The organism is Pararoseomonas sp. SCSIO 73927 (genome assembly GCF_037040815.1).
In the GTDB taxonomy this organism is placed as follows: domain Bacteria; phylum Pseudomonadota; class Alphaproteobacteria; order Acetobacterales; family Acetobacteraceae; genus Roseomonas.
The window spans coordinates 1,852,336-1,878,439 of record NZ_CP146232.1; the positions used below are offsets into that span (position 1 = coordinate 1,852,336).

A 26,104-nucleotide genomic window follows, 5' to 3' on the forward strand; every position below is an offset into this window, starting at 1 on the left:
CCAAGCCCAGGTCCAGCTCCAGGCCGTTCCCGTGCCGCATCGTCCGGTCCTCGTCCATGGCCCATCCTCCAGCCCTGACCAATGGACCGCGGCGGGGACGGCTTTATTCGCGGCCGGACCGTGCCTGCCTTCCCCCTTTCGGCGCATCGTAACGCCTGCTGGAACGTACCGGGCCAAGATCGTACTTTCGATTACACACAGCACCGATCAGAATGGTGCTTTCCGGCCGGGAAATGATGATGCGCCCAGTTTTTGCCGCGCTGTGCTGCCTGCTGCTCGCCTCCGCCCCTGCCCTGGCGCAAGAGGCGGCCGTTTCCGTGGCGGCGGCGCCGGCGGCGGTCGGGCCGCTGCCGGTGGAGGTAACGGCGAACGGGACGGCGCAGGCCGTCTCCGTCATCTCCGTCCGCTCCCGCGTGGACGGGCAGATCGAGCGGGTGCACGTGCAGGAGGGGCAGGTGGTGAAGGCGGGCGACCTGCTCTTCACCCTGGATTCCCGCAACACCGGGGCCCTGCTGCAGCAGCAGGAGGCTATCCTGGCGCGGGACCGGGCGCAGCTGGAGCGGGCGCAGTCCGACGCGCGGCGCTACGCTTCCCTCCGCTCCGACGCCTTCGCCTCCGCCCAGCGGGCGGAGCAGGCGCAGGCGGACGCGACGGGGCTGGCGGCCACCGTGCGGGCGGATGAGGCGCAGGTGGCCCAGACCCGGCTGACGCTGGAATTCGCCACCATCCGGGCCGAGGCCGCGGGGCGGCTGGGCGCGCTGCCGGTGAAGGAGGGCAACTTCGTGCGGGCGGCCGAAGGGGCGGTGCTGGCCACCATCACCCAGACCGACCCGATCAACGTCGCCTTCTCCGTGCCCGAGCGCTGGCTGGGCGAGCTGCGGGAGGCGCAGGCGCGCGGGGAGCGGCCGCGGGTGCGGGCGGGCGCGCCGGGCGACAGCGGCCGGCCGGCCGAGGGCGAGCTGATCTTCGTGGACAGCTCCGTGGACACGGCGACCGGCACGATCGGGCTGAAGGCGCGCTTCGCCAACGCCCCCGCCCGGCTCTGGCCAGGGCAGTACCTGGAGGTGGTGATGGTGCCGCGCGTGGAGCCGCAGGCTGTCTCCGTGCCCGCGGCCGCGGTGCGCGTGGGGCAGGGCGGCAACTTCCTCTACGCCGTGACGCCGGAGAACACCGCCCGCCGCGTGGCGGTGCGGGTGGTACGCTACGCCGCCGGCCGCGCCGTGATCGAGGGCGGGGTGGCGAACGGCGAGATGGTGGTGACGGAGGGGATCGAGCGGCTGCGCGACGGGGCGCGGGTGGCCGTGCGGAACGCTGGCGGCCCGCCGGCGGGGCCGCAATCCGAAGCGCCCGCGGCGAACGGCGCCGGCCGGCAGGCGAGCGCCCGATGAACCTTTCCGCGATCTTCATCCGCCGCCCGATCATGACCGGGCTGCTCTCCGCCGCGATCGTGCTGGCGGGGATCCTCGGCTACCTGTCCATGCCCGTCGCGGCCGTGCCGCGCGTGGACTTCCCGGTGATCACGGTGAGCGCGCAGCTTCCCGGCGCGAGCCCGGAGACGATGGCGACCTCCGTCGCGCTGCCGATGGAGCGCGAGTTCTCCACCATCACGGGGATCGATTCGATCTCCTCCACCTCCGGCCAGGGTACGACGCAGATCACGCTGCAGTTCGTGCTGACCCGGAACATCGACGCGGCGGCGCAGGACGTGCAGGCGGCGCTGACCCGCGCGCAGCGGCGCCTGCCGATCGAGATGACGACCCCGCCTTCCTACCGGAAGGCGAACCCGGCGGACGCGCCGGTGGTGCTGCTGACGCTCTCGGGCGGCGACGTGCCGCTGTTCCAGCTGAACGACATCGCCTCCACCCTTGTCTCCCCCGCCCTGTCGCGGGTGCCGGGGGTGGCGCAGGTGGTGACCTACGGCGAGCAGCTGTTCTCGGTTCGCGTGCGGATGCGGGCGGACCGGCTGGCCAGCATGGGGCTGACGCTGGACCAGGTGAGCGGCGCGGTGGCGGCCGCCAATTCCAGCACCCCCGTCGGCACGCTGTCGGGCCAGCGGCAGCAGATGGTGATCCGCGGCAACGACCAGCCGCCGGACGCGGCGGCCTTCGGCAACCTCATCGTCGCCGGGCGCGCCGGCGCGCCGGTGCGGCTGGCCGACATCGCGGAGGTGGTGGACGGGGTGCAGAACGACCGCATCGCCTCCTACCGCAACGGGGTGCGCGGGCTGACGCTGGCGGTGCAGCGCCAGCCGGACGCGAACACGGTGGAGGTGGTGGACGGGGTCTTCGCGGCCCTGCCGGAGCTGCAGGCGGCGCTGCCGCCGGGGGCGCGGATCGACGTGTCGCTGGACCGCTCGCTCTCCATCCGGGCCGCCGTGCACGACGTGCAGGAGAGCCTGATCATCGCCATCGGGCTGGTGGTGCTGGTGGTCTGGCTCTTCCTGCGCCGGCTGCTGGCGACGCTGATCCCGATGATCGCGGTGCCCATCTCGCTCGCCGGCACCTTCGCCCTGATGTACGCGATGGGCTACGGCATCGACAACGTGACGCTCCTCGGCCTGACGCTCGCCGTCGGGTTGGTGGTGGACGACGCCATCGTGATGCTGGAGGCGATCATCCGCCACGTGGAGGAGGGGATGAACCCCTTCGAGGCGGCGATGAAGGGATCGCGCGAGATCGGCTTCACCATCATCTCCATCACCCTCTCGCTGACCGCGGTGTTCCTGCCGATCCTGCTGATGGGCGGCGTGGTGGGGCGGGTGTTCAACGCCTTCGCGGCCACTGTCTCCCTCGCGGTGGCCGTGTCCTGCTTCGTCTCCCTCACCCTCACCCCGCTCATGGCCTCCTGGCTGCCGGCGCATTCCCACGGGGCGAAGCCCGGCCGGGTGGACGCCTTCCTAGAGGCGGGGTTCCGGGGGATCGAGCGGGGCTACGCCTGGGCGCTGGACTGGGCGCTGCGCTACCGGCCCGTGACCTGGGGCGTGTTCTTCGCCTCGCTCGTCGCCGCCGGCTGGCTGGCGATGGCGATGCCGAAGGGCTTCTTCCCCGTGGAGGACACCGGCCTCGTCAGTGCCTCCACCGAGGGGCCGCGCGACGCGTCCTACGCCGCGATGACGGAGATGCAGGGGCAGGTGGCGGCCATCATCGGGCGCAACCCCTATGTGAGGAGCGTCTCCTCCAACATCGGCGCCACCGGGCAGAGCCTTTCCGTCAACCAGGGGCGCATGTTCATCGAGCTGAAGCCGCGGAGCGAGCGGCCGATGGTGACGGAGGTGATCCAGCAGCTCCGGCGCGAGGTCTCCGGCGTGCCGGGAATGCAGACCTTCCTGCAGCCCATCCAGAACCTGAACTTCGGGGCGCGGCAGTCCCGCACCCTGTACATGTACACGCTGCAGGGGCTGGAATCGAAGTCGCTCTACGACTTCGCGCAGCGGCTGGCGGCCCGGCTGCGGGGCAACCCCCTGCTGCAGGACGTGAACACGGACCTCCAGCTCGATGCCCCCGTGGTGAACGTGCAGGTGGACCGCGACCGGGCGGCCGCGCTGGGCGTGAACGTGGACCAGGTGCGGCAGGCCCTCTACTCCGCCTTCGGGGCGCGGCAGATCTCCACCATCTACGCCCAGGCCAACGCCTACCCCGTGATCGTGGAGGCACTGCCGGAGGACCAGCGGGACGAGAACGGGCTGCAGAAGCTCTATCTCCGCTCCAGCGGCCCCGGCGGCAGCGGGCGGGCGACGGCAGCCGGGCCCGCCACCGACAGCAGGCTGGTGCCCCTCTCCGCCCTGGCCACCATCCAGCGCGGCACGGGGCCGCTGACGGTGGCGCACCAGGGGCAGCTCCCGGCGGTGACAATCGGCTTCAACCTGCCGCCCGGCGTGGCGCTGGGGCAGGCCACCGACGCGATCAAGGCCACCGAGGCGGAGATGCAGCCGCCCCCCGGCGTGATCGGCGCCTTCTCCGGCACGGCGCAGGTGTTCCAGCAGGCGCTGGCGGGCCAGGGCATGCTGATCCTGGCCGCGGTGATCGTGATGTACGTGGTGCTGGGCGTCCTCTACGAGAGCCTGGTCCACCCGCTGACCATCCTCTCTGGCCTGCCGGCCGCGGCGCTGGGGGCCCTGGCGACGCTGTGGCTCTTCGGGATGGACCTCTCCGTCATCGCGGTGATCGGCGTGCTGCTGCTGATCGGGCTGGTGAAGAAGAACGCCATCATGATCGTGGACGTGGCCCTCAGCCGCCAGCGCGAGGGCGCGGACCCGCGCGTGGCCGTGCGGGACGCCTGCGTGCTGCGGTTCCGGCCCATCCTGATGACCACCCTGGCCGCGGCGGCGGGCGCCGTGCCCATCGCGGCCGGCTGGGGCGCGGCCGCCGAGCTGCGCCAGCCCCTGGGCCTGGCCGTGGTGGGCGGGCTGGCCGTCAGCCAGGTGCTGACCCTCTTCATCACCCCCGTGCTCTACCTCGGCTTCGACGCGCTGGAACGGAGCGTGAAGCGGCTGCGGCGAAGCGGGCGGACGCCGCACGGGGCGGCGGCGCACCCGGCGCCGGCGGAGTAGGCCGGGGCTGGTACCGCCGGAACCAGGGGGCGCCGCCCCCTGGACCCCCGCCAAGGGCCTGAGGCCCTTGGAACCCCTTCTGGCTGCCGCCGCACCGTCCTGACAGGGGGTCTCCGCGTGAGGGGCTTCTTCCTGCCCTTGCAGTCGCCTCGGGTCATCGACCCGAGGCGCACCGTCAGCAGGGTGAGACCAAAGCCTAGAAGAAGAAGATGGTGAGGGGTCCGGGGAGAGGGAGTATTCCTTCTTCCTCTCCCTGGCCACGGACCGCAATCGCAGGCTCAGCCCGCGCAGCATCAGGCGTGCCCTGTGCGGCGCCCGTGCCGCGCTCGCCGGAAAAATGCGGGGGGTGGGAAGATTCAAGCCTGCCCGGCCGTTTCACCCTCAACCGGCGGCCCTGCCGCCCGTTCCGCTGTCCGCGATCGGCGCCCTGCGGCGCGGGCATAGTGGACGGGACCGGACGTTGTCAGAGATCATCAAGGGGCGGATCAGAGAGGGTTCGCCCGCGAAGCGCGGGGCCCACTGGGACGGGCAGGGGACGAACTTTTCCCTCTTCTCCGCGAACGCGACGAAGGTGGAGGTGTGCCTCTTCGACAGCACCGGCGAGAAGGAGATCGAGCGGGTCGAGCTGCCGGAGTACACGAACCAGATCTTCCACGGCTACCTGCCGGATGTGGGGCCGGGAACCTTCTACGGTTACCGCGTCCACGGGCCGTACGAGCCGGAGGCGGGGCACCGCTTCAACCCGAACAAGCTGCTGCTGGACCCCTATGCGCGCGCCCATGCGGGGTCGCTGACCTGGGATCCGGCCGTGTTCGGCTACAAGATGGAGAGCGGGGACGACCTGACCTTCGATGAGCGCGACAGTGCGCCCTTCGTGCCGAAATGCGTGATCGTCGATCCCAACTTCGACTGGCACGGGGAGCCGGGGCGGCGCTTCGTGCCCTGGGACCACACGGTGGTCTACGAAACGCATGTGAAGGGCTACACGAAGCTTCACCCTGACGTGCCGGAGAACCTGCGCGGCACCTATGCCGGCCTCGGGCAGAAGCCGGTGGTGGACTACATCAAGTCGCTCGGCGTCACCTCGGTCGAGCTGCTGCCGGTGCACACCTTCATCGACGACGACTTCCTGCTGCAGAAGGGGCTGGTGAACTTCTGGGGCTACAACAGCATCGGCTTCTTCGCGCCCGACCCTCGCTACGCCTCCGACGTGCCGAACAGCCTGCGCGAGTTCAAGGAGATGGTGGCGCGCTACCACGAGGCGGGCCTCGAGGTGATCCTGGACGTGGTGTACAACCACACGGCGGAAGGGAACGAGAAGGGGCCGACGCTGTCCTTCAAGGGCATCGACAACGCCAGCTACTACCGCCTGCTGCCCGACCAGAAGCGCTTCTACATCAACGACACGGGCACCGGGAACACGGTAAACCTCTCCCACCCTCGCGTGATCCAGATGGTGGCGGACAGCCTGCGCTACTGGGTGCAGGAGATGCACATCGACGGGTTCCGCTTCGACCTCGGCACCATCCTGGCGCGCGAGCCGCACGGCTTCGACGAGCAGAGCGGCTTCCTGAAGGTGTGCCAGCAGGACCCCGTGCTGCAGACCGTGAAGCTGATCGCGGAGCCCTGGGACATCGGCCCCGGCGGCTACCAGGTGGGCAGCTTCCCCGCCGGCTGGGCCGAGTGGAACGACAGCTTCCGCGACACGGTGCGCGACTTCTGGCGCGGTGAGGCGAGCGCCCAGGCGCTCGCGCCGCGGCTCTGCGGCTCGCCGGACAAGTTCAACCACAGCGGCCGCGGCGCCTGGGCCAGCGTGAACTTCGTGACCGCGCATGACGGCTTCACGCTGAACGACACGGTGACCTACAACGAGAAGCACAACGAGGCGAACGGCGAGGACAACAAGGACGGCCATTCCGACAACCGTTCCTGGAACTGCGGCGCGGAAGGGCCGACGGACGATCCCGAGATCAACGCCCTGCGGGAGCGGCAGATCCGGAACATCCTCTCCACCCTGGTTCTCTCCCAGGGCACGCCGATGATCCTGGCCGGCGACGAGTTCGGCCGGACGCAGGAGGGCAACAACAACGCCTACTGCCAGGACAGCGAGATCAGCTGGGTCAACTGGGAGATCGAGGAAAAGGGGCAGACCCTGATCCGCTTCACCCGCAAGCTGTTGGAGCTGCGGCACAAGTACCCCATCCTCCGCCGCACCCGCTTCCTGACCGGGCAGATGAACGAGGAACTGGGCGTCCGGGACGTGACCTGGATCAACGCCAACGGCTCCGAGATGCAGCCCGGCGACTGGGACAACGCGACCACCAAGTGCTTCGGCATGTTGATGGATGGCCGCGCGCAGGTCACTGGCATCCGCAAGCGCGGGCAGGACGCCACGGTGCTGATGGTGATCAACGGGCACCACGACCTGGTGGAATTCAACCTGCCGGACGCCTCGGGCTGCCAGGGCTGGACCCTGCTGGCCGATACGAACATCCCCGACGATGAGGAGGAGCGCGCCTTCGAGTGCGGGGATACCTACCAGGTCACGGGGCGATCCGTGGTGCTGTTCCTGCTGCAGGCCGAGACGGAGAAGTAGGGCGGGCGGCCCCAGGGGGCTCCGCCCCCTGGACCCCCGCCAAGGGCCTGAGGCCCTTGGATCCCCTTCTGGCTGCCGCTGCACCGTCCTGCCCTTGCAGTCGCCTCGAGTCATCGACCCGAGGCGCACCATCAGCCGAGAGAGACCAACTCCTAAAAGAAGATGATGGTGAGGGGGCCGGGGAGAGGAAGAATTCTTTCTTCCTCTTCCCGGGACATCCCGTCATCCCAGAAGCCGCGCCCGCAAGGCCCGTACGGCACTGTCCGGCGTGGTGAGAACGGGCTTGCCTGTGGCGGCCGCGACGAGCGGGGCGGCGCGGGCGAGGCTGAACTGGGCCAGGGCGATGGCGTCGCATTCCGCAAGGTCCTGCGCGGCCTCGGCGGCGAGGCGGTCGTGCGCCTCGGCGTCACCGCGGTTCAGGGCGTCCAGGGCGCCGCTGGCGAGGCGCGGGACGAGGGCGAGGCCCGGCGGGAACTCGGGCGGCATGCTGGCGAGGGTGGGGGCAAAGCTGGCGAGGAGGCCGATGCGGCCACCGATGGCCGCGGCCTCCGCCACCATGGCCTCGTTGGGCTTGAGGACGGGGAGGGGCGCCAGCGCCTCGGCCACCGCCTCGATGCAGGAGCCGAAGGCGGAGCAGGTGAAGAGGATGCCGTCGGCACCGGTGCCGCGGGCGTAGCGGGCCAGGGTGAGGAAGCGATCGGTCATCGCGGGGGTGAGGGCGCCGTCGCGGGCGAGGTCGGCGGAGAGGCTGTCGTCCAGCAGGTTCATGAGGGTGGCGTCCGGCCACAGGCGGGCAAAGGCGGCCTCGACCGGCGGGGGGGAATGGCGCAGGGCGTGGATGAGGGCAATCCGCATGGGGCGATCCTGACGCGCACCGATTGATGAAACAAGTGTTGCGCATGCGGCCCGGTAGCGCATCATATGGTTCATGTCCTCCGACGCACCCCTGGAAAGGCTGCGCCTCGCCCTGCCTGACCTGCCGCCGCGGCTGCGGGAGGCGGCGCGGTATCTGGCGGAGCACGCCTTCGACGCCACCACGCGGTCCATGCGCGACCTTGCGGCGGATGCGGGCGCCACGCCGGCCAGCTTCACGCGGCTGGCGCAGGCGCTGGGCTATGCCGGGTGGGAGCCCCTGCGCGCGGCGCTGGTGGAGGCGCGGAGGCCGGCGGCGCCCTTCTCCGGGCGGGCCCGCAGGCGGAACGACTTGCCGGCGGCGATGCTGGCCGCCGATGCGGCGATGTTGGGGGCGCTGCAAGGCGGCCCGGTCGCGGAGGCCGCAGCGGCGCTGCACCGGTCGCCCCGGATCTGGTGCGCGGGCTTCCGGTCCTGCCGCGCGGTGGCGGGGCTGCTGCACTACCAGCTCAGGCTGTTCCGGCCGGAAACGCGGCTGGTAGGGGCGGAAGGGCCGGAGGAGCTGGACCTGGACGCCTTCTCCGGCCGGGACGCGGTGGTGGTGGCGAGCTTCGCGCCCTACTCGGCGGAGGCGGTGCGGACCGCGGCGGCGGCGCGCACCGCCGGTTCCACCCTGGTCGCCCTGACGGATTCCCCCGCCGCCCCCGTGGCGCGCGGCGCAGCGCACCTGCTGCGCTTCGAGGCTGACGGGCCGGGTTTCTTCCACTCTCTCACAGGGGCCGTCTCGCTGGCGCAGGCGCTGGCGGCGGCGGTGTTCGCGCAGGGCGGCGCGGCGGCGATGGAGCGGCTGCGCCAGGCGGAGGCGCGCCTGGCAGAGCTCTCCCGCTACGTGCCGGCAACCGAAAGGGATCTCCGATGACGTCTCGTCTTCTGCACCGCGGCCGCGCCGCGCCGCCCGTGGCCGTCTCCGGGCACGGGTGCTGGCTGCGGGCGTCCGATGGGCGGGAGGTGCTGGACGCCTCCGGCGGAGCCGCCGTGTCGTGCCTGGGCCACGGGCACCCGCACGTGGTGGCCGCGGTGCAGCGGCAGGTGGCGGCGCTGGAGTACGCGCACACGGGCTTCTTCACCAACGAGCCCGCGGAGCGGCTCGGCGAGGTGCTGGTGGGCCACGAGCCGGGCGGGCTGAGCCGGGCCTACTTCGTCTCCGGCGGGTCGGAAGCGATGGAGGCCGCGCTGAAGCTGGCGCGCCAGCACTTCGTGGAGAAGGGCGAGCCGGGCCGCACGCGCTTCATCGCGCGGCGCCAGAGCTACCACGGGAACACGCTGGGCGCGCTGGCGCTGGGCGGGAACGCGGCGCGGCGCGCGCCCTACGCGCCGATCCTGGCGGACGCCTTCAGCCACGTCTCCGCCGCTTTCCCCTATCGCGGGATGCGGGACGGCGAGGACGAGGCCGGCTACGTCGCGCGCCTGGCGGAGGAGCTGGAGGCGGAGTTCCAGCGCCTCGGCCCGGCGAACGTGGCCGCCTTCGTGGCGGAGACGGTGGTGGGCGCGACCGCGGGCTGCGTGGCCCCGCCTGCCGGCTACTTCCGCGCCGTGCGCGACATCTGCGACCGCCACGGCGCCCTGCTGATCCTGGACGAGGTGATGAGCGGCATGGGCCGTACCGGCACGCTGCACGCCTGGGAGCAGGAAGGCATCGCGCCGGACATCCAGGCGGTCGCGAAGGGCCTGGGCGGCGGCTACCAGCCGATCGGCGCCATCCTGATGAATGACCGGGTGCTGGCGCCGATCATGGCGGGCTCCGGCGCCTTCCAGCACGGCCACACCTATCTCTCCCATCCTGTGGCCTGCGCGGCGGCGCTGGCGGTGCAGGAGGCGATCGCGCGCGACAACCTGCTGGACCACGTGCAAGCCATGGGCGCGCGGCTGGAGGCGGGGCTGGTGGAGCGCTTCGGCAACCACCGCCACGTCGGCGACATCCGCGGCCGCGGGCTGTTCCGAGCCATCGAGCTGGTGGCGGACCGCACGACGCGCGAGCCCTTCGAGCCCGCCCGCCGGCTGAACGCCCGCATCCGGGACGAGGCCTTCGCGCGCGGGCTGGCCGTGTACCCCGGCGGCGGCACGGTGGACGGGGTGCGCGGGGACCACATCCTCCTTGCGCCGCCCTACATCGCGGAGGAGGCGGAGATCGACCTCATCGTGGAACGGCTGGGCGAGGCGGTGGACGCGGCGCTGGCGGGCGTGGCACGCGGCGCGAGCGGCTGACCCGGCGGGGGCGCGCGAGCACGGGCGCGCTGGCGCCCGCGAAGTTCGGCGAAGGCGTCATCCCCGCCGGACGTTCCACAGGACGGGGATCGGCGCCCGCACCATGCCGGCCATGTCGCGCCGGAAGGCGTAGGGCTGCCGGAACTGGCCCAGCGGGTAGTAGGGCACTTCGCGGAAGGCGGCCTCCTGGATGCCCCGCGCCGTGCGCCCGGCATCGGCCTGCGATCCGGCATCGAACCAGTCCCGGATGCCGCTCTCGATGGCCGGGATCTCCGGCCAGCCGAACCAGGCCCCCGCCCCGTTGCTCCGCAGCAGGGAATGGGTGGGCGGCAGCACCCCGTCGGCGCCGCTGGTGTTGGTGCAGAAGGCGCTCCATCCCTCCGGGAAGGGGCCGGCCCCTGGCCTCAGGCGCGGCCCGCCACCACCCGGTCCACCATCGCGGGCGCGAGCCCGAGGTAGTGGCCGGGATCGCAGCGCCGCCGGACTCCCTCGGCGCCGCCCAGCGCCTCGACCACCTCAGGCACCTCCACCAGGGCTTCGGCCAGGGGGCGGCCGGAGGTGATGGCGGCGCGGCAGGCGTCGTAGACCACGTCGTGCGCGTGCTGGCGCCCGAGCGCGGGGGCGGCCGCCATCATCACCGCCTCGGCCACAATCAGCCCGCCGGAGAGGTCGAGGTTCGCCCGCATCCGGTCCGTGTCGACCGTCAGGCCCGAGAGCGCGAACCTGGCCTGGTGCAGGCAGGAGGCGGCGAGGAGGAAGCTCTCCGGCAGGGCCAGCCACTCCAGGTGCCAGGGCCCGGTCGCGCGCTCGAAGTCCTGGACCATCGCGTCGAGGACCAGCGCCACCTGCTGCCGCACCGCCTTGGCGGTGGCCAGCATGATCTCGGAGGAGATCGGGTTGCGCTTCTGCGGCATGGTGGAGGAGGCGCCACGGCCCTTCACGAAGGGCTCCATCACCTCGCCGCCGAACTCGGTGGACATCATCAGCATGATGTCGGTCGCCACCTTCGCCAGCGTGCCGGTGACGAGGCCGAGGAAGGCCACCGCCTCCGCCAGCCCGTCCCGCGCCACGTGCCAGGTGACGACGGGCTGGCCCAGGCCGAGCTCCTCGCAGAAGGCCTGCTGCACGCGGAAGCCGTCCTCGCCGAGGGATGCCAGCGTGCCCGCGGCCCCGGCGAACTGCCCGACCAGCACGCGCGGCCGGAGCTGCGCCAGCCGCTCGGCATGCCGGTCCATCGCCGCCAGCCAGACCGCGACCTTGTAGCCGAAGGTGACGGGAAGAGCCTGCTGCAGGTGGGTGCGGCCCGCCATCGGCGTGTCGCGGTGGCGCGCCGCGAGGTCGGCGAGGATGCCGCGCAGGGCCTCGATGTCGGCGGCGACAAGATCCAGGGCGGCGCGGAGCTGCAGCACGCTGGCCGTGTCCATGATGTCCTGGGTGGTCGCGCCCCAGTGGACGTAGCGCCCGGCCTCGCCCGCCCTCTCCGCGAGCTGGTGGACGATGGCGAGGATGGGATAGCCGACATTGTCGGTCTCGGCCTTCAGCCGGGGCCAGTCGAAGGCGGCCCCGGCGCCCGCGGCGGCGATCGCCTCCGCCGCCCCGGCGGGGATGACGCCGCACCGCGCCTCGGCGCGGGCGAGCGCGACCTCCACCTCGACGTAGCGGCCGACCAGGGCCTCGTCGGAGAAGACGGCGCGCATCGCGGGCGTGCCGAACATGTCACGAAACAGGGCGGAGTCGAGCGGGGTGCTGGGCATGATAGGGGTTCCTGTTATTCCGGGCGGACGCCGGCCTGGGTCATGACGGCGCGCCAGCGCTCCATTTCGGAGACGAGGAAGGCCCGCGTCCCCGCGAGATCCGCCTCCGGCATGGGCACGTTGCCGAGCTCCGCCAGCTTCGCGACGAAACCCGCGTCCTTCATCGCCGCCGCCACCTCAGCGTGCAGCCGGTCCACGACCGGGCGCGGGGTCGCGGCGGGGGCGAGGAGCATGTTCCAGGTGGACATCTGGAAGTCGGCCAGCTCCGGGATGCCGCTCTCGCGCACCGTCGGCAGGTCCGGCAGGAAGGGCACGCGGGCGGGGGAGGTGACGGCGAGCGGGCGCACCATGCCGCCGCGGATGCTGCCGAGCGCCGTGGTGGAGGTGTCGTTCACCGAGGCGATGGTGCCGGACAGGAGGTCGGTCATCGCGTTCGCCACGCCGCGATAGACGACATGGTTCATGCGCGCCCCGGTCTTGGCGAGGATCTGCACCATGGAGACATGCGCGGCCGAGCCGTTGCCCGCCGATCCGTAGTCCAGCCGGTCCGGCCGGGCACGGGCGGCTTCGATGAGGTCCTTCAGCGTGCGGTAGGGCGAGTTGGCGCCGACCAGGACCACCACCGGCCCCTCCATCAGCACGCCCACCGGCACGAAGTCCGCCACCGTGTCGTAGGGCACGCGGCGGTAGAGGCTGGGGTTGATGGAGTGGGAGAGGTTGTTGAACAGCAGCGTGTAGCCGTCCGGCGCGGCCTTGGCGACGACGTCCGCCCCGATGGTGGAGCCCGCGCCGGTGCGGTTCTCGACCAGCACGCGCGCGCCCATCTGCCGGGACAGCTGCTCGGCGAAAACTCGGCCCAGCGTGTCCGTCGGGCCGCCCGCACTGAAGGGCAGGATCAGGCGGATGGGCTTGTCCGGGTAGCTCCCGGTGCCCTGGTTCTGCGGCTGGGCCCGGGCCGGGGCTGCCGGGAGAACGGGCGCGAGGCCGGACGCGGCAGCGGCGGCAAGCAGGGACCGGCGGGACAGCATGGCTCTTCCTCTATTGGTTCGGACTTATTTTATGGAACGGACCATAACCGCCGCGCGGCAGCGCTTGTCAACGATAGATTGGTCCGTACCTTATCTGCCGATGCTGCCCGCCGCCGCCTCCCCGCCGCGCTACGCGGCCCTGGCCCGCGAACTCGCCGACGAGATCGCGCGCGGGGTGCGCCCCGCCGGTTCCAGGCTGCCGACCGAGGTCGAGCTCTCGGCGGAGCGGGGGGTCAGCCGCGCCACCGTCCGCGCCGCCCTGCTGCGGCTGGAGGAGCTGGGCCTCGTCTCCCGGCGGCGCCGGTCAGGCACCCATGTGACGGCGGGAGCGCCGCGGCGGCCCGGCACCTATGCCCAGTCCCTGGCCGGGATCGACGACCTGCTGCAGTACGCCGTGGAGACCGAGCGGCGGGTCCTGCGGGTCGGGCCGGTGATCGCGGACGACCTCCTCGCCGCGCGGCTCGCGCTGCGCCCGGGAAGCCGCTGGTGCCAGGTCTCCAGCCTGCGCGTCGCGCCGGGCCGGGACGGGCTGCCGCTCTGCTGGACCGACACCTACGCCGACGCGGACGCGGCCCCCCGCGATCTCGAGCGGCGGCTGAGGGAGGGCAGCCATCGCGGGCTGATCGCGACCCTCCTCGCCGAAAGGTCGGGGCGGCCGATCGACGAGGTCGCCCAGGACATCCGCGCCTCGGGGATCCCGGAAGGCGAGGTGGCGGAGGCGCTCCAGGCCGAGCCGGGCGGGCACGCGCTGGAGATCACCCGCCGCTACATCGACCCGGCCGGCATCCCGCTCGCGGTGACGGTCAGCCTGCACCCGGCCGAGCGCTTCTCCTACTCGACCCGGCTCCGGCGGACGGGCGCGCCGGAGGGATCTTCGGCGGGCGGGTGACGGACATCCCGGCGGGGGGTGCGGGCGCAGGGCCGCGGCAGCTCTCCCGGCGCGGCGGACAGTTGCGGCGGACGGTTCATGCGTCAGCCGAGCGGGATCAAGGGGCGGCCGGCCAGCGCCTGAAGCAGGAGGCCCAGCGTGGCGGCCGGCCAGAGCACGGCGGCGGCGGCGAGGACCTGCGGCGCGCCCCGTGCCCTCGAGGCGCTCAGGACTAGGCCAAGCAGGGGGAGGAGCTGGGCCGCGTGCAGGCCGACGAAGTGCGCCACCCGCAGGTCCCCGGCCGTGCCAGACCAGCCGAACAGCGGGATGGTGGGGCCGGCCACGCCCGAGCCCCCCACCACCGCGCCATCATTCGTGGAGATGGCCCAGCCCGTCACCAGCCCCGTGACCCCCGAGACGAGCAGCCCGATCGCGACGGCGCGGCCGACGAGCACGGGCACCCCGGGCGCGGGATGCCGCAGGATCAGCGCGCCGAGCAGCGCGGTCGCCAGGACGAGGAGCGTCGCCCCGATACCCATCAGCGCGTACATGGCCAGATCGAAGGGGCTGGTGGCGAAGTGCGAGGGCAGGCCGCGCGCGCCCTGCAGGGTGATCCAGCCGGCCTCGAACAGCGCCGCACCCAGCAGCACGGCCACGATCACCGCGGCCGCGCGGCCCCTCCTGGCCTTCCTGTCGAGCGCGCTGAGGGCCAGCACGACGGTCAGCACGTGGACGGCGAGGGACAGCTGGAACTTGAGCGGCTTCAGCCAGACAGAGACCCCGCCGATGGTCCGGCCGTCCAGGGCGAGACCGAGAAGGGTCGGCAGCGTCATCGCGAGAAAGAGCAGGCCGGTCGCCGTGGCGAGGCGCTCCCGCCGGAGAAGCCCGGCGGCCTGGGTCAGGACTTCGGACACGGACGTGCCCTCCCTTCAGGCGGTGCGGGGCGCCGGGCGCAGCAGCGCGGCGCCGGCGAGGAGGACGAGGAGGCCGACCGGCCCGAACAGGAAGGTCAGCGGCAGCGCGGGCAGAAGCAGCCAGCGCGTCAGCCCCCGGCGGTCCACCTCATCCGCGATCGAGCCGCCGACCAGGAGGTCGAAGGCGAGGTAGTGGGCCCAGCCCGCCAGCAGCATGCGGGGATCCTCGAAGAGGAGGGCGACCGCGCCGAGGGTGCCGTACCCGCCCCCCGCGCCCGGCCAGGCGACGGCCACGAGCGCCGTGTAGAGGACCGAAAGGATGATCGGGACGGCACGGCCGGCGACCCCCACCCGCAGCCAGGCACGCCCGGTGAGGACGCCGAGGATCAGCGCCGCCCAACCGGCCAGGGCAATCATGTTGGCGATCCGGAACAGGATGGCAGGATCCATGGTCTTCTCCATGTCGTTGGAAGCGCGGGGTGCCTGGAAGCGCGGGGCGCCGGGGCCGTGCGGCCGGAACCTTGGCCGGATCGGAACCGGCCGAATCAGAATCGGCCGAATCAGAATCGGTAAGACAGGGCGAGACCGCCGAGCAGCTGGCTCCGCGAGCCCTCCAGCCTCACGATCGGGCTGTCGGCGGCGTCGCCCAGCAGGTGGCTGTAGGCGAGCCGTCCGGTCAGGCCCCAGCGCCGGTTGAACTGGTAGCCGGCGGTGAGGCCCAGCCCCACGTCGCGCAACCCGCCCCCCGGCCGGTAGCCCGGCAGCCCGGAGCGCACGGCCTCCGGCTCCGTCACGCCGAAGAAGGTGCGCGTATACTTCCCGCTGGCGAGGTTCGCCTCCGCGTCGAGGTTGACGAAGAAGCTGCGGCCGCGCAGCGCGGCGTAGGAGACGCCGGCCGTGCCGAGAAAGCCGTTGCTCGATCCTGTCGCGGCGAGGGACAGCTCCACCCGGCCCTGGCCGCGGGCGTCGCCGCCGAGGCGGACGCCGAGGAAGCCGCCGGCCTCGACGGAGGTGTCGATCTCGTTCAGGCGGGACACGCGGTCGCTGTCCACGTCGTCGTTGCGGCCGGTGTTGAGCCGCAGCAGCGGCCCCGCGACGATGTCGCGGGACGGCACCAGGTTGGCGCGAAGGCTCAGCCCGCGCAGCTGCAGGAAGTACGCGCCGTACTCCACGTCGCCCAGCACGAAGGGGGCGACCTTGACCGTGTCCGCCCCGGCATAGTCCGGCACGAGGGCGGGGCCGAGCCCGATGAACCCGGACCAGCCGGTGACGGGGTCCGGTGCCTGGCCCCCCTGGGCGAGCGCCGGGGCGGCGGCGAGAAGCAGTGGCAGCACCGGGCAGGCGCGGAGGAGGATACGAGGGCTGAGCGACACGGGGTGGGATGCTCCTTCTGGTCGGGAGCGACCCTTAGGCGGTGATCTTGATCGGCTGATGAGAGGGTTGCGCCGGCGTCGTCATCCTGTGCCGGCGCTGATACAAAACCGGCACAACACGATCACACGGGATCGTGGTCCGGAGGGTAGAAGGACGGGCATGACGCCGATGCCGCATGTTCTGATCGTGGACGACGACGAGGACATCCTCTCCCTGCTGACGCAGTTCCTCGAGAACCAGGCCTGCACGGTCTCTGTGGCCCGGACGGGCGAGGAGATGTTCGCGCTGCTCGAGACGCGGGCGGTGAACGTCGTCATCCTCGACATCATGCTGCAGGGGGAGAACGGCCTCGACCTGTGCCGGCGGCTTCGCGCCACCTCCGCCATGCCGGTCATCATGCTCACGGCCATGAGCGAGCACACCGACCGGATCGTGGGCCTCGAGATCGGCGCCGACGACTACCTGACCAAGCCCTTCAACGCGCGGGAGCTCCTCGCCCGCATCAAGGCCGTGCTGCGCCGTGCGGAAACCCCCCAGCAGCCGAAGGACGCGCGGCCGATGCTCGGCTTCGGCCGCTGGCGGCTGGACATCACGCGGCGGGAGCTGCGCTCGGACGCCGGCTCGCTGGTGTTCCTCTCCGCCGGGGAGTTCGACCTGCTTCTCGCCTTCGCCGAGCACCCGCAGCGCGTGCTAACCCGCGACATGCTGCTGGACCTCACCCGCGGCACGGCCAGCGCGGCCTTCGACCGCAGCATCGACGCGCAGATCAGCCGCCTGCGCCGCAAGCTCGAGGCCGATACGAAGAACCCCGACCTGATCCGCACGGTGCGCAACGGCGGCTACATCCTCATGGCCCAGGTCCGGCGGATATGAGCTTCCGGCGCTGGCTGGACGACACGATCGCCCGGCGCTTCGTCCTGACCATCCTGCTCGCCTTCGGGGCGACGCTGGTGATCAACGCGCTGTTCGTGAACTTCGCCGGGGTCTGGGGGCGGCCCTCCCTGTCGGAGGCCGGCCTGCTGAACAGCGCCGCCACCGCTGTGCGAATCCTCGACTCCCAGCCGCCGGAGAGCCGGCCGGCCATCGCGGCGGCCGCGAGCACGGCGGACTACCGGCTGAGCTGGTACGCCGGCGAGGCGCCCCTCCGGCTGACGGAGAGGCTGCGCCACAACTTCGACGAGGCGCTCCCCTCGATCCAGGCGCTGCTCGGCGACGCCGCCCGGGCGATCATCTTCTTCTCCTCCGACAGCCCGGAGATGGACGAGGTCCGCTTCGCGTTCGAGCCGGCGGGGAACGCCGAGGCCTTCTTCATGGGGGTTCAGCTGTCCGACCGCTCATGGGCCATGTTCACGGTCACGGAATGGCGCTGGGGCTTGCCCGCCAGGGCGCGGTCGGTGCTGGACCTGTCCTTCGCCCTCGCCTCCGTCCTGCTGCTCGCCATGGTCACGGCGCGCAGCCTCGCCCTGCCGATCGAGCGGCTCGCCGCGGCGGTGCGGCGCTTCGGGACGGATCCGCACGCCCCGCCAATCCGCCCCGTCGGGCCGGCCGAGCTGCGGGACACCATCGACGCCTTCAACGCCATGCAGGACCGGACCAGCCGCTTCGTGAGGGACCGGACCGTGATGCTGGCCGCGATCTCGCACGACCTCCGCACGCCCCTGACCCGCATGCGGCTGATCGCCGAGTTTGTCGAGGAACCGCAGCAGGACAAGCTCTTCCGCTACGTCGACGAGATGCAGGAGATGGTCGATTCGGCGCTGGCCTTCTTCCGCGACGATGCCGGCCAGGAGCCCTTCACGCTCTTCGACCTGCCGGAGCTGCTGAAGTCCATCATCGACGACTATGGCGATCAGGGGGTCGCGCTCCTCTACGAGGGGCCGGACCAGGGCACGCATCACGGCCGCCCTCACGACCTGCGGCGGGCCTTCGTCAACCTCATCGAGAACGCGGTGAAGTACGCGACGCCGCCGGCGGTCCGCCTGCGGATGACGAGCGGGCGCGCGGAGATCGTCATCTCCGACGAGGGACCGGGACTGCCCGAGGAGGCGCTGGAGCAGGCCTTCGCCCCGTACCACCGGCTGGAGACCTCCCGCAACCGCGCGACCGGGGGCGTCGGGCTCGGCCTCACGGCGGCGCGGAGCATCGTCCGGGCGCATGGCGGCGAGATCCGGCTGCTCAACCGCCCGTCCGGCGGGCTGGAGGCCCGCATCGACCTTCCGACCGTGCGGAAGGAGGCCGACGGCCAGTGATCCCGCGCAGGGCTTCCGCGCCGCCGGCGCGCGGCCTTCTAGGAATCGCTGGGATGAGCGGCCACCCTGCCGGAGGCGCCGCGAGGGGTGGGCAGGCCCCTCAGCCGCTCAGTGCGCGCGCGGCCTCCATGGCCAGGGGCGCCATCCGCCGGCGGAACTCCTCCGCGTCCCATTCCGCCAGCGAGCCCGCGATGTGGATGGCGCCGACAGGCCTGCCCTGGCCGTCGGTGACCGCGGCGGCCAGCACGATCTCGCCGAGGAACCACTCCTCCAGCGCCAGGGCGTAGCCCAGCGCCCGCGCCTCCTCGACCTTCGCGCGGAGGCCGGGCAGGTCCACCACGGTCCTGGGCGTCGCCGCCCGCCGGTCGGAGCGCCGGAGGACGCTCTCCACCTCCTCGTCGCTCCGGTAGGCCAGCATGGCCCGGCCGCCGGAGGAGGCGAAGGTCGGAAGGCGGCGCCCAACCAGCGTGGCCGCGAAGGTCTCCCGTTTGCTCTGCAGGCGCACGGCGTAGATGATCGACAGGTCGTCCGGCAGGCTGAGGTCCACCCGCTCCTGCGTCGTCCGCCGCAGGTCCATCAGCGGGGGCGTGGCGCGCTGGACGAGCGGGTGCATCCGCAGGAAGTCGTAGGAGCGGTCCATGAGGCGCAGGCCGGGCACGTGGCCGCGCCCGTGCTCGTCCGCCGCCAAGTAGCCGAGGCGGCGCAGCGTGTAGCACATGCGCTGCGCCCCGCTCTTGTCCAGCCCGGAGGCCTCCGCGATCTCCGAGAGGGAGAGGGGACGCTGCAGGGTGCCGAAGACCTCCAGCACGCGGAACGCCTTCTCGACGGCCTGCACGTAGAGACGGGAATCCACCTCCTCCTCCTCCGGCGCCGCGGGCGGCGACCGTTTTGCCTTTGACATGGCGACGATCCTCTCGCTAGCATCGAAATACAATCCGATCGTATCGATAGTCAATACTTGTTGCTGCCGGAGGATTGATGCCCCGACGCCGTGATCCCCATGAGTCCTGACCGCTTCGCCGGCCGCGTCGCCGTGGTCACCGGCGCGGCCTCCGGCCTGGGCCGGGCGACGGCAGAGGGATTGGCGCGGGAGGGCGCGCGCGTCCTGCTGTTCGACCGCGACGCGGCGGGGCTGAAGGCGGCGATGGCGGCCTGCCCTGGCGCGGTGGCCGTGCAGGGTGACGTGACGAGCGCGGCCGACCAGGCGCGCCTCGCGGAGGAGGCGGGCCGCCTCGGGCCCGTCACGCTGCTGGCGACATCGGCCGGGACGGTCGGCTCCACCGCGCCGCTGACCGAGCTGGCGGAAGAGGACTGGGACCGGCTCTTCGACGTCAACGTGAAGGGCACCTGGCTGACGCTGCGCGCGATCCTGCCCCTGATGCGGGGCGCCGGGGGCGGCGCGGTCGTCACCTTCGCCTCGGCCGCCGGCCTCACCGGCTCCCCCGCCCTGCCGGCCTACTCGGCGAGCAAGGCGGCGGTGGTGATGATGACGCGGAGCCTGGCGCGGGTGCACGCGCCGGAAGGCATCCGCGTGAACTGCGTCTGCCCCGGCTCCATCGAGACGCCGATGCTGGAGGCGACCTTCGCCGACGCCCCCGGCCCCGAGGCGCGGGCGCGGCGGGAGGCGGAGTTCCGCGCCCGCCACCCGCTGGGCCGCTTCGGCCGCGCGGAGGAGGTGGCCGCCTCCGTCCTGTTTCTTCTCAGCGACGACGCCGCCTTCACCACGGGCATCGCGCTCCCCGTCGATGGAGGGCGGCTTGCCTGAACCCTGCCTGGAGGGCCGCGCGGCCATCGTGACCGGCGCGGCGCGCGGTATCGGTGCCGCGACGGCCCGGCGCCTGGCCGCGGACGGCGCGCGGGTGCTGCTGGCCGACCGGATCCCGGAGGTGGCGGCGACGGCGGGCGAACTCGGCGCGCCGTTCCTGGAGCTGGATATCGGCTCGAAGGGCGCCGGCGAGGTGCTGGCGCGCGCCGCGCTCGACGCCTTCGGGCGGGTGGACATCCTCGTGAACAACGCGGGGATCGGCGGCTCGAAGTCGCTGGCGGAATCGGACGACGATCTGATCGACCGCTTCATCGACACCAATCTGAAGGCCGTGCTGCGGGTCACGCGCGGCGTGGCGCCGCACCTGTCCCGGCCGGGCGGGCGGATCGTGAACGTCTCCTCCACCCTCGCCCTGTCCGGCTATCCCGGCACCACGGCCTACGCGGTGGCCAAGGCGGGGGTGGCGCAGTTCACGCGCCAGCTCGCCTCAGAACTCGGGCCCGACGGCATTCTCGTCAATGCGGTGGCACCCGGCGTGATCGAGACGGCGATGACGGAGAAGCACCTGACGAAGCCGTACTACATCAGGGCCATCGTCGAGCCAACGCCGCTGCGGCGCGCCGGCAGGCCGGAGGAGGTGGCCTCCGTAATCGCCTTTCTCGCCTCCGACGACGCCTCCTTCGTGGCGGGCCAGGTGATCGCCGTGGATGGCGGCTGGACCACCGCCCGCAACCCGCCCCGCGCGCCCGGAGAGGAGACCATGGGATGAAGAATCGGGGGATGATCGACAAGAGCGTGAACTGGCCGGGCGGCGCGCGCATCGCCGTGATGCTCACCTTCGACTTCGACGCGGAGACCCTCTGGACCTCCCGCGACCCCTCCAACGCGCGCCGCCCCGGCATCCTCAGCCAGGGCGTCTACGGCGCCAAGGTCGGCGTGCCGAAGATCCTGGAGACGCTGGCCGAGGAGGAGCTGAGGGCCACCTTCTTCGTCCCGGGCTGGACCGCGGAGCACCACCCGCAGCGCACGGAGATGATCGTGGCCGGGGGGCACGAGGTGGCGCACCACAGCTACTCCCACAACTGGATCGACCCCGACTTCCCGGACAAGGAGGTGGAGGAGATGGAGAAGGGGCTGAACGCGCTGAAGCGCGTGGTCGGCGTGGTGCCGCGCGGCTACCGCTCGCCGGCCGGCGAGTCCAGCGACAGCATGATCCGGCTGCTGCAGAAGCACGGCTTCCTCTACGACAGCTCCCTGCTGGACGACGTGGTGCCCTATCGCCTGACGCTGCCGGACGGCAGCAAGGGCCCGGTGGAGCTGCCCTGGCACTGGAGCACGGACGATGCGCCGCACGCGCTGTTCTCCGTGAAGTCGCCGCGGCCGATCTTCCCCAACAGCCACATCCTCGAGATCTTCCAGGACGAGTTCCGGGAGATCTATCGCTGGGGCGGGCTCTACAACCTCGTCATGCACCCGCAGGTGATCGGGCGGCCCAGCCGCATCGCGCTGCTGCGGGAAATGATCGGCTTCATCAAGTCCTTCCCGAACGTCTGGTTCGCCACCGGCACAGAAGTGGCCGAGGCCTGGAGCGCTGCGCATGACGCCTGACACGCACATGGCGGGCGCCGCCCGCGCCACGGGCTACGACCCCGCCACCTTCCGCCCCCTGACCTTCCACGACGCCGTGCCGCGCTTCACGGACGGCACGGACACGCCCCGCGCCTACCTGGAGCGCTGCCTGGAGGTGATCGCGGCGCGGGAGCCGGTGGTGCGCGCCTGGGTGACGCTGAACGAGGCCGGCGCGCGGGAGGCGGCGGACGCGGCCACGGCCCGCTACAGGGCCGGGCGCGCGCTCTCCTCCATCGACGGCATGCCCGTCGGCATCAAGGACATGCTGCAGACGAAGGACATGCCCACCGAGCAGGGCACGCCCCTGTTCAAGGGCGCGCAGACAAAGATGGACAGCGCGAGCGTGCTGGCGCTGCGCCAGGCCGGCGCCGTGATCATCGGTAAGACGGTGACGACGGAGCTGGGCATGTCCCATCCCGGCCCCACCACCAACCCCTTCAACCCCGACCACACGCCCGGCGGCTCCTCCTCCGGCTCGGCCGCGGTGATCGGGGCGGGAATGGTGCCGGCCGCGCTCGGCACGCAGGTGGTGGGCTCCATCATTCGCCCGGCCGGCTTCTGCGCGAACACCGCCATCAAGCCGAGCTTCGGCGCCATCCACCGCGGCGAGCGGCTGGCCTTCAGCCAGAGCCATATCGGCGTGCACGCGGGCGACCTGACGGACATGTGGCGGGTCCTCTACGAGATGGGCGTCCGCTCCGGCGGCGATCCCGGCCAGCCCGGCCTCTTCGGCGAGGCGGCGCCGCGCCCCGCGGCGAGGCCCGGCCGCCTGATCGTGATGGAGAGCGAGGGCTGGGCCGAGACGGACGCGACGACGGCCGGCGCCTTCGACCGCGTCCTCGGCGGGCTGCGCGACGCGGGGGTGACGATCCTGCGCCGTGGCGACAACCCGCTGATCGAGAACTTCGAGCGCGCCATCAGCGACAGCCTCGCCATCTGCCGCGACGTCTGCGGCTACGAGCTGCGCTGGACGCTGGAGAACCTGGTGGAGCGGTTCCCGACCGGGCTGAGCGAGAGCATGATGTCCCGCCTCGGCCTCGCCCGCAGCATGACGCTGCAGGACTACCGCCTGGTGCTGATGCAGCGGGAGGCCGCGCGCCGCGCTTTCGAGGCGATCGCGCCGCTGGCGGACGGGCTGATCAGCCTCTCCTCCGTCGGCCCCGCGCCCGCCCTGGAAAACAAGGCCAAGGATTCCGGCGTGACGCACACGACGGGCCTGCCCGCCTATAACGCCGCCACCTCCGTCCTCGGCTCCCCCGCCATCACCCTGCCGCTCCTCTCCGTCAGCGGCATGCCCGTGGGCGTGCAGGTCATCGGCCAGCTTCACACGGATGCGGCGCTGGCCGGGCTGGCGCGATGGGTGGTGGACAGCGTGAAGCCGGTCGTCGCGTGATGGCAGAGTCCAGCGCGGCCCGGCAGCGGAACCCGCTGCTCGGCACGAACCGGATGAAGCTCGGGATCTTCGGGACGAACGGGAAGGGCGCGGCGCAGACCCTCGTGCCGGAGGCCTACCGCCCGGGCTGGAAGGCCTCCGTGGAGACCGCGCAACTCGCGGACGCGCTGGGCTTCGAGGCCGTGCTCGCCTACGCCCGGTGGAAGGGCTACATCCCCGGCGAGCCGGCGCATGCCAGCGGCGTCACCCTCGATCCCTTCACCTGGTGCGCGGGGATCGCGCAGGCGACGCGGCACATGGCCGTCATCGCCACCTCCCACGCGCCCACGCTGCACCCCGTCACCGCCGCGAAGCAGTGCGCCACCATCGACATCATCGCGGATGGCCGCTTCGCGCTGAACGTGGTCGGTGGCTGGAACAAGCCGGAGCTGGAGATGTTCGGCGCCGCTATGGCGGAGCACGACGCCCGCTACGACCATCTGGAGGAGTGGCTGACCGTCATCCGGCGCCTCTGGCGGGAGGAGGCGGAGTTCGACCACGAGGGGCGGTTCTTCCGCATCCTCCGCGGCTCCTCCATGCCCAAGCCCCTGCAGCAGCCCGGCCCGCCCATCGTCAACGCCGGCGGGTCCGATCGCGGGCAGCGCTTCGCGTGCGAGCACGCCGACATCTGCTTCCTCATCCTCCGCTCCGAGGACACGGCGGAGATCGCGGCGCAGATCGCCGCCTACAAGAGGATGGCCCGCCAGGACTACGGGCGGGAGGTGCAGGTCTGGACCTACGCCTACTGTGTGCAGCGGGAGACGCGGGCGGAGGCGGAGGACTACCTGGAGCACTTCGCCGTGCGCCATGAGGACGGGCCGAGCCTGGACGCCTGGAGCGCGGGCGTGGGATCGCAGACGAAGATCCTGCAATCGCCGGAAGCGGTGCGCGCCTTCCGCAAGCGCTTCGCGGCGGGAGCCGGCGGCTCCGGCCTCGTCGGCACGGCCGGGGACATCGCCGCGCGGCTGGATCAGCTCTCAGAAGCGGGCCTCGACGGTGTCCTCCTCACCTGGGTGGACTTCGCCGACGGGCTACGGCGCTTCGAGGAGGTGATGCCCCTGCTGGAAGGCCGGGGCCTGCGGGAGCGGTTCGGCAAGGTGGAAGCCGTGGCGGCCCACTGAGCATCCGAAGCCGGGCGCTCGATCCGGCGAAGGGCGGCCCCGGCGGGGGGGGGGTGCCAGTGATCACACGGTGTCTCTGGGAAAAGGACGACGTCGATGGGAATCGGAACGGGACTACGCAACGCCGTCGCGGCGGCCCTGCTCGCGGCGGCACCGCTCGCGGCGCCGGCCGTCGCGCAGGAGCGGCCGCTGCGGCTGGTGCTGAATGTCGGGCTGCAGACGCTGGACCCCATCGCGGGCCCCTCCTTCGTCACCCGCACCTTCTCCTACATGGTCTTCGACACACTGATCTCCATGGACAGCAAGGGCGAGTACCGCCCGCAGATGCTGGAGGGCTGGAGGGTCAGCGAGGACGGGCTGACCTACACCTTCACCCTGCGCGACGGGCTGGAGTTCAGCGACGGCGCGCCGGTGACGGCGGAGGACTGCGTCGCCTCGCTGAAGCGCTGGGGCCTGCGGGACTCCCTCGGGCGCCGGCTGATGGCGGCGACGAAGGAGCTGCGCAGCACCGACGCGAAGACCTTCGTGCTGGAGCTGGCCCGCCCCTTCGGCCTGGTGATCGAGGCGCTGGGCAAGCCGAGCGTGCAGGTGCCCTTCATCATGCCCGCGCGCCTCGCCGCCAACACGCCGCCGACGACCCCCGTGGCGGAGGTGGTGGGCTCCGGCCCCTTCCTGTTCCTGCGCGACCAGTGGATCCCCGGCGAGCGGACGGTCTTCGCCCGCAACCCGCGCTACCGGCCGCGCAACGAGCCCGCGGACGGGCTGGCCGGCGGCAAGGTGGCGAGGGTGGAGCGGGTCGAGTTCGTCAACATGGGCGATCCCGGCCTGCGCGCCGCGGCGGTCCAGCGCGGCGAGGTGGACTACCTGGAGTACGCGCCGATCGACTACATCCGCACCATGCAGCGCGACCGGAACCTGGTGCTGGCCCGCGCCCGCGGCTACGCCGAGATCCTCGGCGGGGTCAGCATCAACCACCACCAGCCGCCCTTCGACAACGTGCTGGTCCGCCGCGCCGTGCAGCAGGTCCTGGACCGGCGCGAGATCATCGCGGCCGAGGGCGTGCCGGAAAACCTCTCCCAGCCGGACTGCCTCAGCGTCTACGCCTGCGGCACCTTCTACTCCGGCCCGGCCGGCACGGAGCCGATCCGGGAGACGGGCGTGGCCCGCGCGCGGGAACTGCTGCGGCAGGCCGGCTACAGGGGGGAGCGCGTCGTCTTCCTCCAGCCCGCGGACTCCGCGCTGATCAACCCCATCGGGCTCGTGATGATCGAGCGGCTGAAGCAGGCCGGCATGAACCTGGACGTCCAGACCTCCGATTGGTCCTCCCACGCGCAGCGCTGGATCCAGCGCCAGCCGCTGGACCAGGGCGGGTGGAGCCTGATCCCCGTGATCTACACGGGCTTCGACTTGGCGAACCCGCTGAGCAACCCCGGCATCGGCTACAACTGCACGAACAACCAGCCCTGGGGCTACTGCGACGCGGCGATGACCCCGGTGATCGAGCGCTTTGAGGCCGAGGGCGACGCGGCGAGGCGGCGGGAAATCGCGGGCGAGCTGCAGCGCCTCTCCATCCAGGGGGCCAACTTCCCGCTGGCCGGCCAGTTCGCGAGCCCGGCCGTGTGGCGGGCGGAGCTGAAGGGCGTGATCGACTTCGGCTTCCCGGTCCTCTGGAACATCGAGCGCGGCGGGCGCTGACCCGGATATTGGG

The 26,104-nt window shown here is 72.1% G+C and carries 22 protein-coding genes; 14 read left to right on the plus strand and 8 right to left on the minus strand.

Translation table 11 applies throughout. The features are described 5' to 3' along the window. Window positions 1–212 precede the first annotated feature (212 nt). The 3 genes from VQH23_RS08840 to glgX all read left to right on the plus strand — a co-directional run bounded on the left by VQH23_RS08840 (window position 213) and on the right by glgX (window position 7,145). Entirely contained in the window at window positions 213–1,388 is a 1,176-nt protein-coding gene (locus tag VQH23_RS08840) for an efflux RND transporter periplasmic adaptor subunit (RefSeq protein WP_338665265.1), read from the plus strand. Continuing rightward, a complete protein-coding gene (locus VQH23_RS08845) occupies window positions 1,385–4,549 on the plus strand; it encodes an efflux RND transporter permease subunit (RefSeq protein WP_338665266.1) in 3,165 nt (1,054 codons plus the stop codon). Before VQH23_RS08840 ends, VQH23_RS08845 begins: the two co-directional genes overlap by 4 nt. Window positions 4,550–5,009: 460 nt before the next feature. Further along, window positions 5,010–7,145, plus strand: a complete 2,136-nt coding sequence (gene glgX, locus VQH23_RS08850) for a glycogen debranching protein GlgX (RefSeq protein ID WP_338665267.1) — start codon at window positions 5,010–5,012, stop codon at window positions 7,143–7,145. 222 nt (window positions 7,146–7,367) lie between these two features. Here glgX and VQH23_RS08855 read toward each other — a convergent pair whose 3' ends face one another. Beyond that, window positions 7,368–8,000: an aspartate/glutamate racemase family protein gene (locus VQH23_RS08855; protein WP_338665268.1), complete on the minus strand. Its 633-nt coding sequence runs from the start codon at window positions 7,998–8,000 to the stop codon at window positions 7,368–7,370. 73 nt (window positions 8,001–8,073) lie between these two features. Between VQH23_RS08855 and VQH23_RS08860 the strand changes: the two genes are divergently transcribed. After that, entirely contained in the window at window positions 8,074–8,916 is an 843-nt protein-coding gene (locus tag VQH23_RS08860; RefSeq protein WP_338665269.1) for a MurR/RpiR family transcriptional regulator, read from the plus strand. Continuing rightward, entirely contained in the window at window positions 8,913–10,262 is a 1,350-nt protein-coding gene (locus tag VQH23_RS08865) for an aspartate aminotransferase family protein (protein WP_338665270.1), read from the plus strand. Before VQH23_RS08860 ends, VQH23_RS08865 begins: the two co-directional genes overlap by 4 nt. Window positions 10,263–10,319: 57 nt before the next feature. Here the strand turns inward: VQH23_RS08865 and VQH23_RS08870 are convergent, their stop codons facing one another. The 3 genes from VQH23_RS08870 to VQH23_RS08880 form a co-directional block, all read right to left on the minus strand. Further along, complete coding sequence (locus tag VQH23_RS08870; protein ID WP_338665271.1) at window positions 10,320–10,598, minus strand: hypothetical protein; 279 nt, start codon at window positions 10,596–10,598, stop codon at window positions 10,320–10,322. 68 nt (window positions 10,599–10,666) lie between these two features. After that, window positions 10,667–12,016: an adenylosuccinate lyase family protein gene (locus tag VQH23_RS08875; protein ID WP_338665272.1), complete on the minus strand. Its 1,350-nt coding sequence runs from the start codon at window positions 12,014–12,016 to the stop codon at window positions 10,667–10,669. A 14-nt stretch (window positions 12,017–12,030) separates the two neighbouring features. Next, window positions 12,031–13,044 carry a tripartite tricarboxylate transporter substrate binding protein gene (locus VQH23_RS08880; protein ID WP_338665273.1) on the minus strand — a complete coding sequence of 338 codons (1,014 nt, stop codon included), beginning with the start codon at window positions 13,042–13,044 and terminating at the stop codon, window positions 12,031–12,033. A gap of 100 nt (window positions 13,045–13,144) precedes the next feature. Between VQH23_RS08880 and VQH23_RS08885 the strand changes: the two genes are divergently transcribed. After that, window positions 13,145–13,933 (plus strand): GntR family transcriptional regulator, encoded by a 789-nt coding sequence (locus VQH23_RS08885; protein WP_338665274.1) that lies wholly within the window; start codon window positions 13,145–13,147, stop codon window positions 13,931–13,933. Between the two features lie 83 nt (window positions 13,934–14,016). Here VQH23_RS08885 and VQH23_RS08890 read toward each other — a convergent pair whose 3' ends face one another. The 3 genes from VQH23_RS08890 to VQH23_RS08900 form a co-directional block, all read right to left on the minus strand. Beyond that, window positions 14,017–14,826 (minus strand): hypothetical protein, encoded by an 810-nt coding sequence (locus tag VQH23_RS08890; RefSeq protein WP_338665275.1) that lies wholly within the window; start codon window positions 14,824–14,826, stop codon window positions 14,017–14,019. 15 nt (window positions 14,827–14,841) lie between these two features. After that, window positions 14,842–15,276 (minus strand): abscisic acid-deficient protein Aba4 family protein, encoded by a 435-nt coding sequence (locus VQH23_RS08895; protein ID WP_338665276.1) that lies wholly within the window; start codon window positions 15,274–15,276, stop codon window positions 14,842–14,844. A 110-nt stretch (window positions 15,277–15,386) separates the two neighbouring features. Beyond that, window positions 15,387–16,199, minus strand: a complete 813-nt coding sequence (locus tag VQH23_RS08900; protein WP_338665277.1) for a MipA/OmpV family protein — start codon at window positions 16,197–16,199, stop codon at window positions 15,387–15,389. Window positions 16,200–16,359: 160 nt separating this feature from the next. Here VQH23_RS08900 and VQH23_RS08905 point away from each other — a divergent pair, with 160 nt between their 5' ends. Both VQH23_RS08905 and VQH23_RS08910 read left to right on the plus strand, forming a co-directional pair. Beyond that, a complete protein-coding gene (locus VQH23_RS08905) occupies window positions 16,360–17,073 on the plus strand; it encodes a response regulator (protein WP_338665278.1) in 714 nt (237 codons plus the stop codon). Further along, window positions 17,070–18,449, plus strand: coding sequence for a HAMP domain-containing sensor histidine kinase (locus VQH23_RS08910; protein ID WP_338665279.1), 1,380 nt, complete (start codon window positions 17,070–17,072; stop codon window positions 18,447–18,449). Before VQH23_RS08905 ends, VQH23_RS08910 begins: the two co-directional genes overlap by 4 nt. Window positions 18,450–18,549: 100 nt before the next feature. On the opposite strand, the gene VQH23_RS08915 is transcribed toward VQH23_RS08910, so the two are convergent. Then, on the minus strand, window positions 18,550–19,350 hold the full coding sequence (locus VQH23_RS08915) for an IclR family transcriptional regulator (protein ID WP_338665280.1): 801 nt from the start codon (window positions 19,348–19,350) through the stop codon (window positions 18,550–18,552). A gap of 99 nt (window positions 19,351–19,449) precedes the next feature. On the opposite strand from VQH23_RS08915, the gene VQH23_RS08920 reads away from it, so the two are divergent. The 6 genes from VQH23_RS08920 (at window position 19,450) to VQH23_RS08945 (ending at window position 26,091) form a co-directional block, all read left to right on the plus strand. Further along, entirely contained in the window at window positions 19,450–20,214 is a 765-nt protein-coding gene (locus VQH23_RS08920) for an SDR family oxidoreductase (protein ID WP_338665281.1), read from the plus strand. Next, entirely contained in the window at window positions 20,207–20,983 is a 777-nt protein-coding gene (locus tag VQH23_RS08925) for an SDR family NAD(P)-dependent oxidoreductase (RefSeq protein ID WP_338665282.1), read from the plus strand. Before VQH23_RS08920 ends, VQH23_RS08925 begins: the two co-directional genes overlap by 8 nt. Beyond that, window positions 20,980–21,822 (plus strand): polysaccharide deacetylase, encoded by an 843-nt coding sequence (locus VQH23_RS08930; RefSeq protein ID WP_338665283.1) that lies wholly within the window; start codon window positions 20,980–20,982, stop codon window positions 21,820–21,822. The genes VQH23_RS08925 and VQH23_RS08930 overlap by 4 nt, the downstream gene beginning before the upstream one ends. Next, on the plus strand, window positions 21,812–23,236 hold the full coding sequence (locus tag VQH23_RS08935; protein ID WP_338665284.1) for an amidase: 1,425 nt from the start codon (window positions 21,812–21,814) through the stop codon (window positions 23,234–23,236). The genes VQH23_RS08930 and VQH23_RS08935 overlap by 11 nt, the downstream gene beginning before the upstream one ends. Beyond that, window positions 23,236–24,396, plus strand: coding sequence for an LLM class flavin-dependent oxidoreductase (locus VQH23_RS08940; protein ID WP_338665285.1), 1,161 nt, complete (start codon window positions 23,236–23,238; stop codon window positions 24,394–24,396). The genes VQH23_RS08935 and VQH23_RS08940 overlap by 1 nt, the downstream gene beginning before the upstream one ends. A 96-nt stretch (window positions 24,397–24,492) precedes the next feature. Beyond that, the gene (locus VQH23_RS08945; protein WP_338665286.1) at window positions 24,493–26,091 is read left to right on the plus strand and encodes an ABC transporter substrate-binding protein; all 1,599 of its coding nucleotides are present in this window, start codon (window positions 24,493–24,495) and stop codon (window positions 26,089–26,091) included. Window positions 26,092–26,104 lie beyond the last annotated feature (13 nt).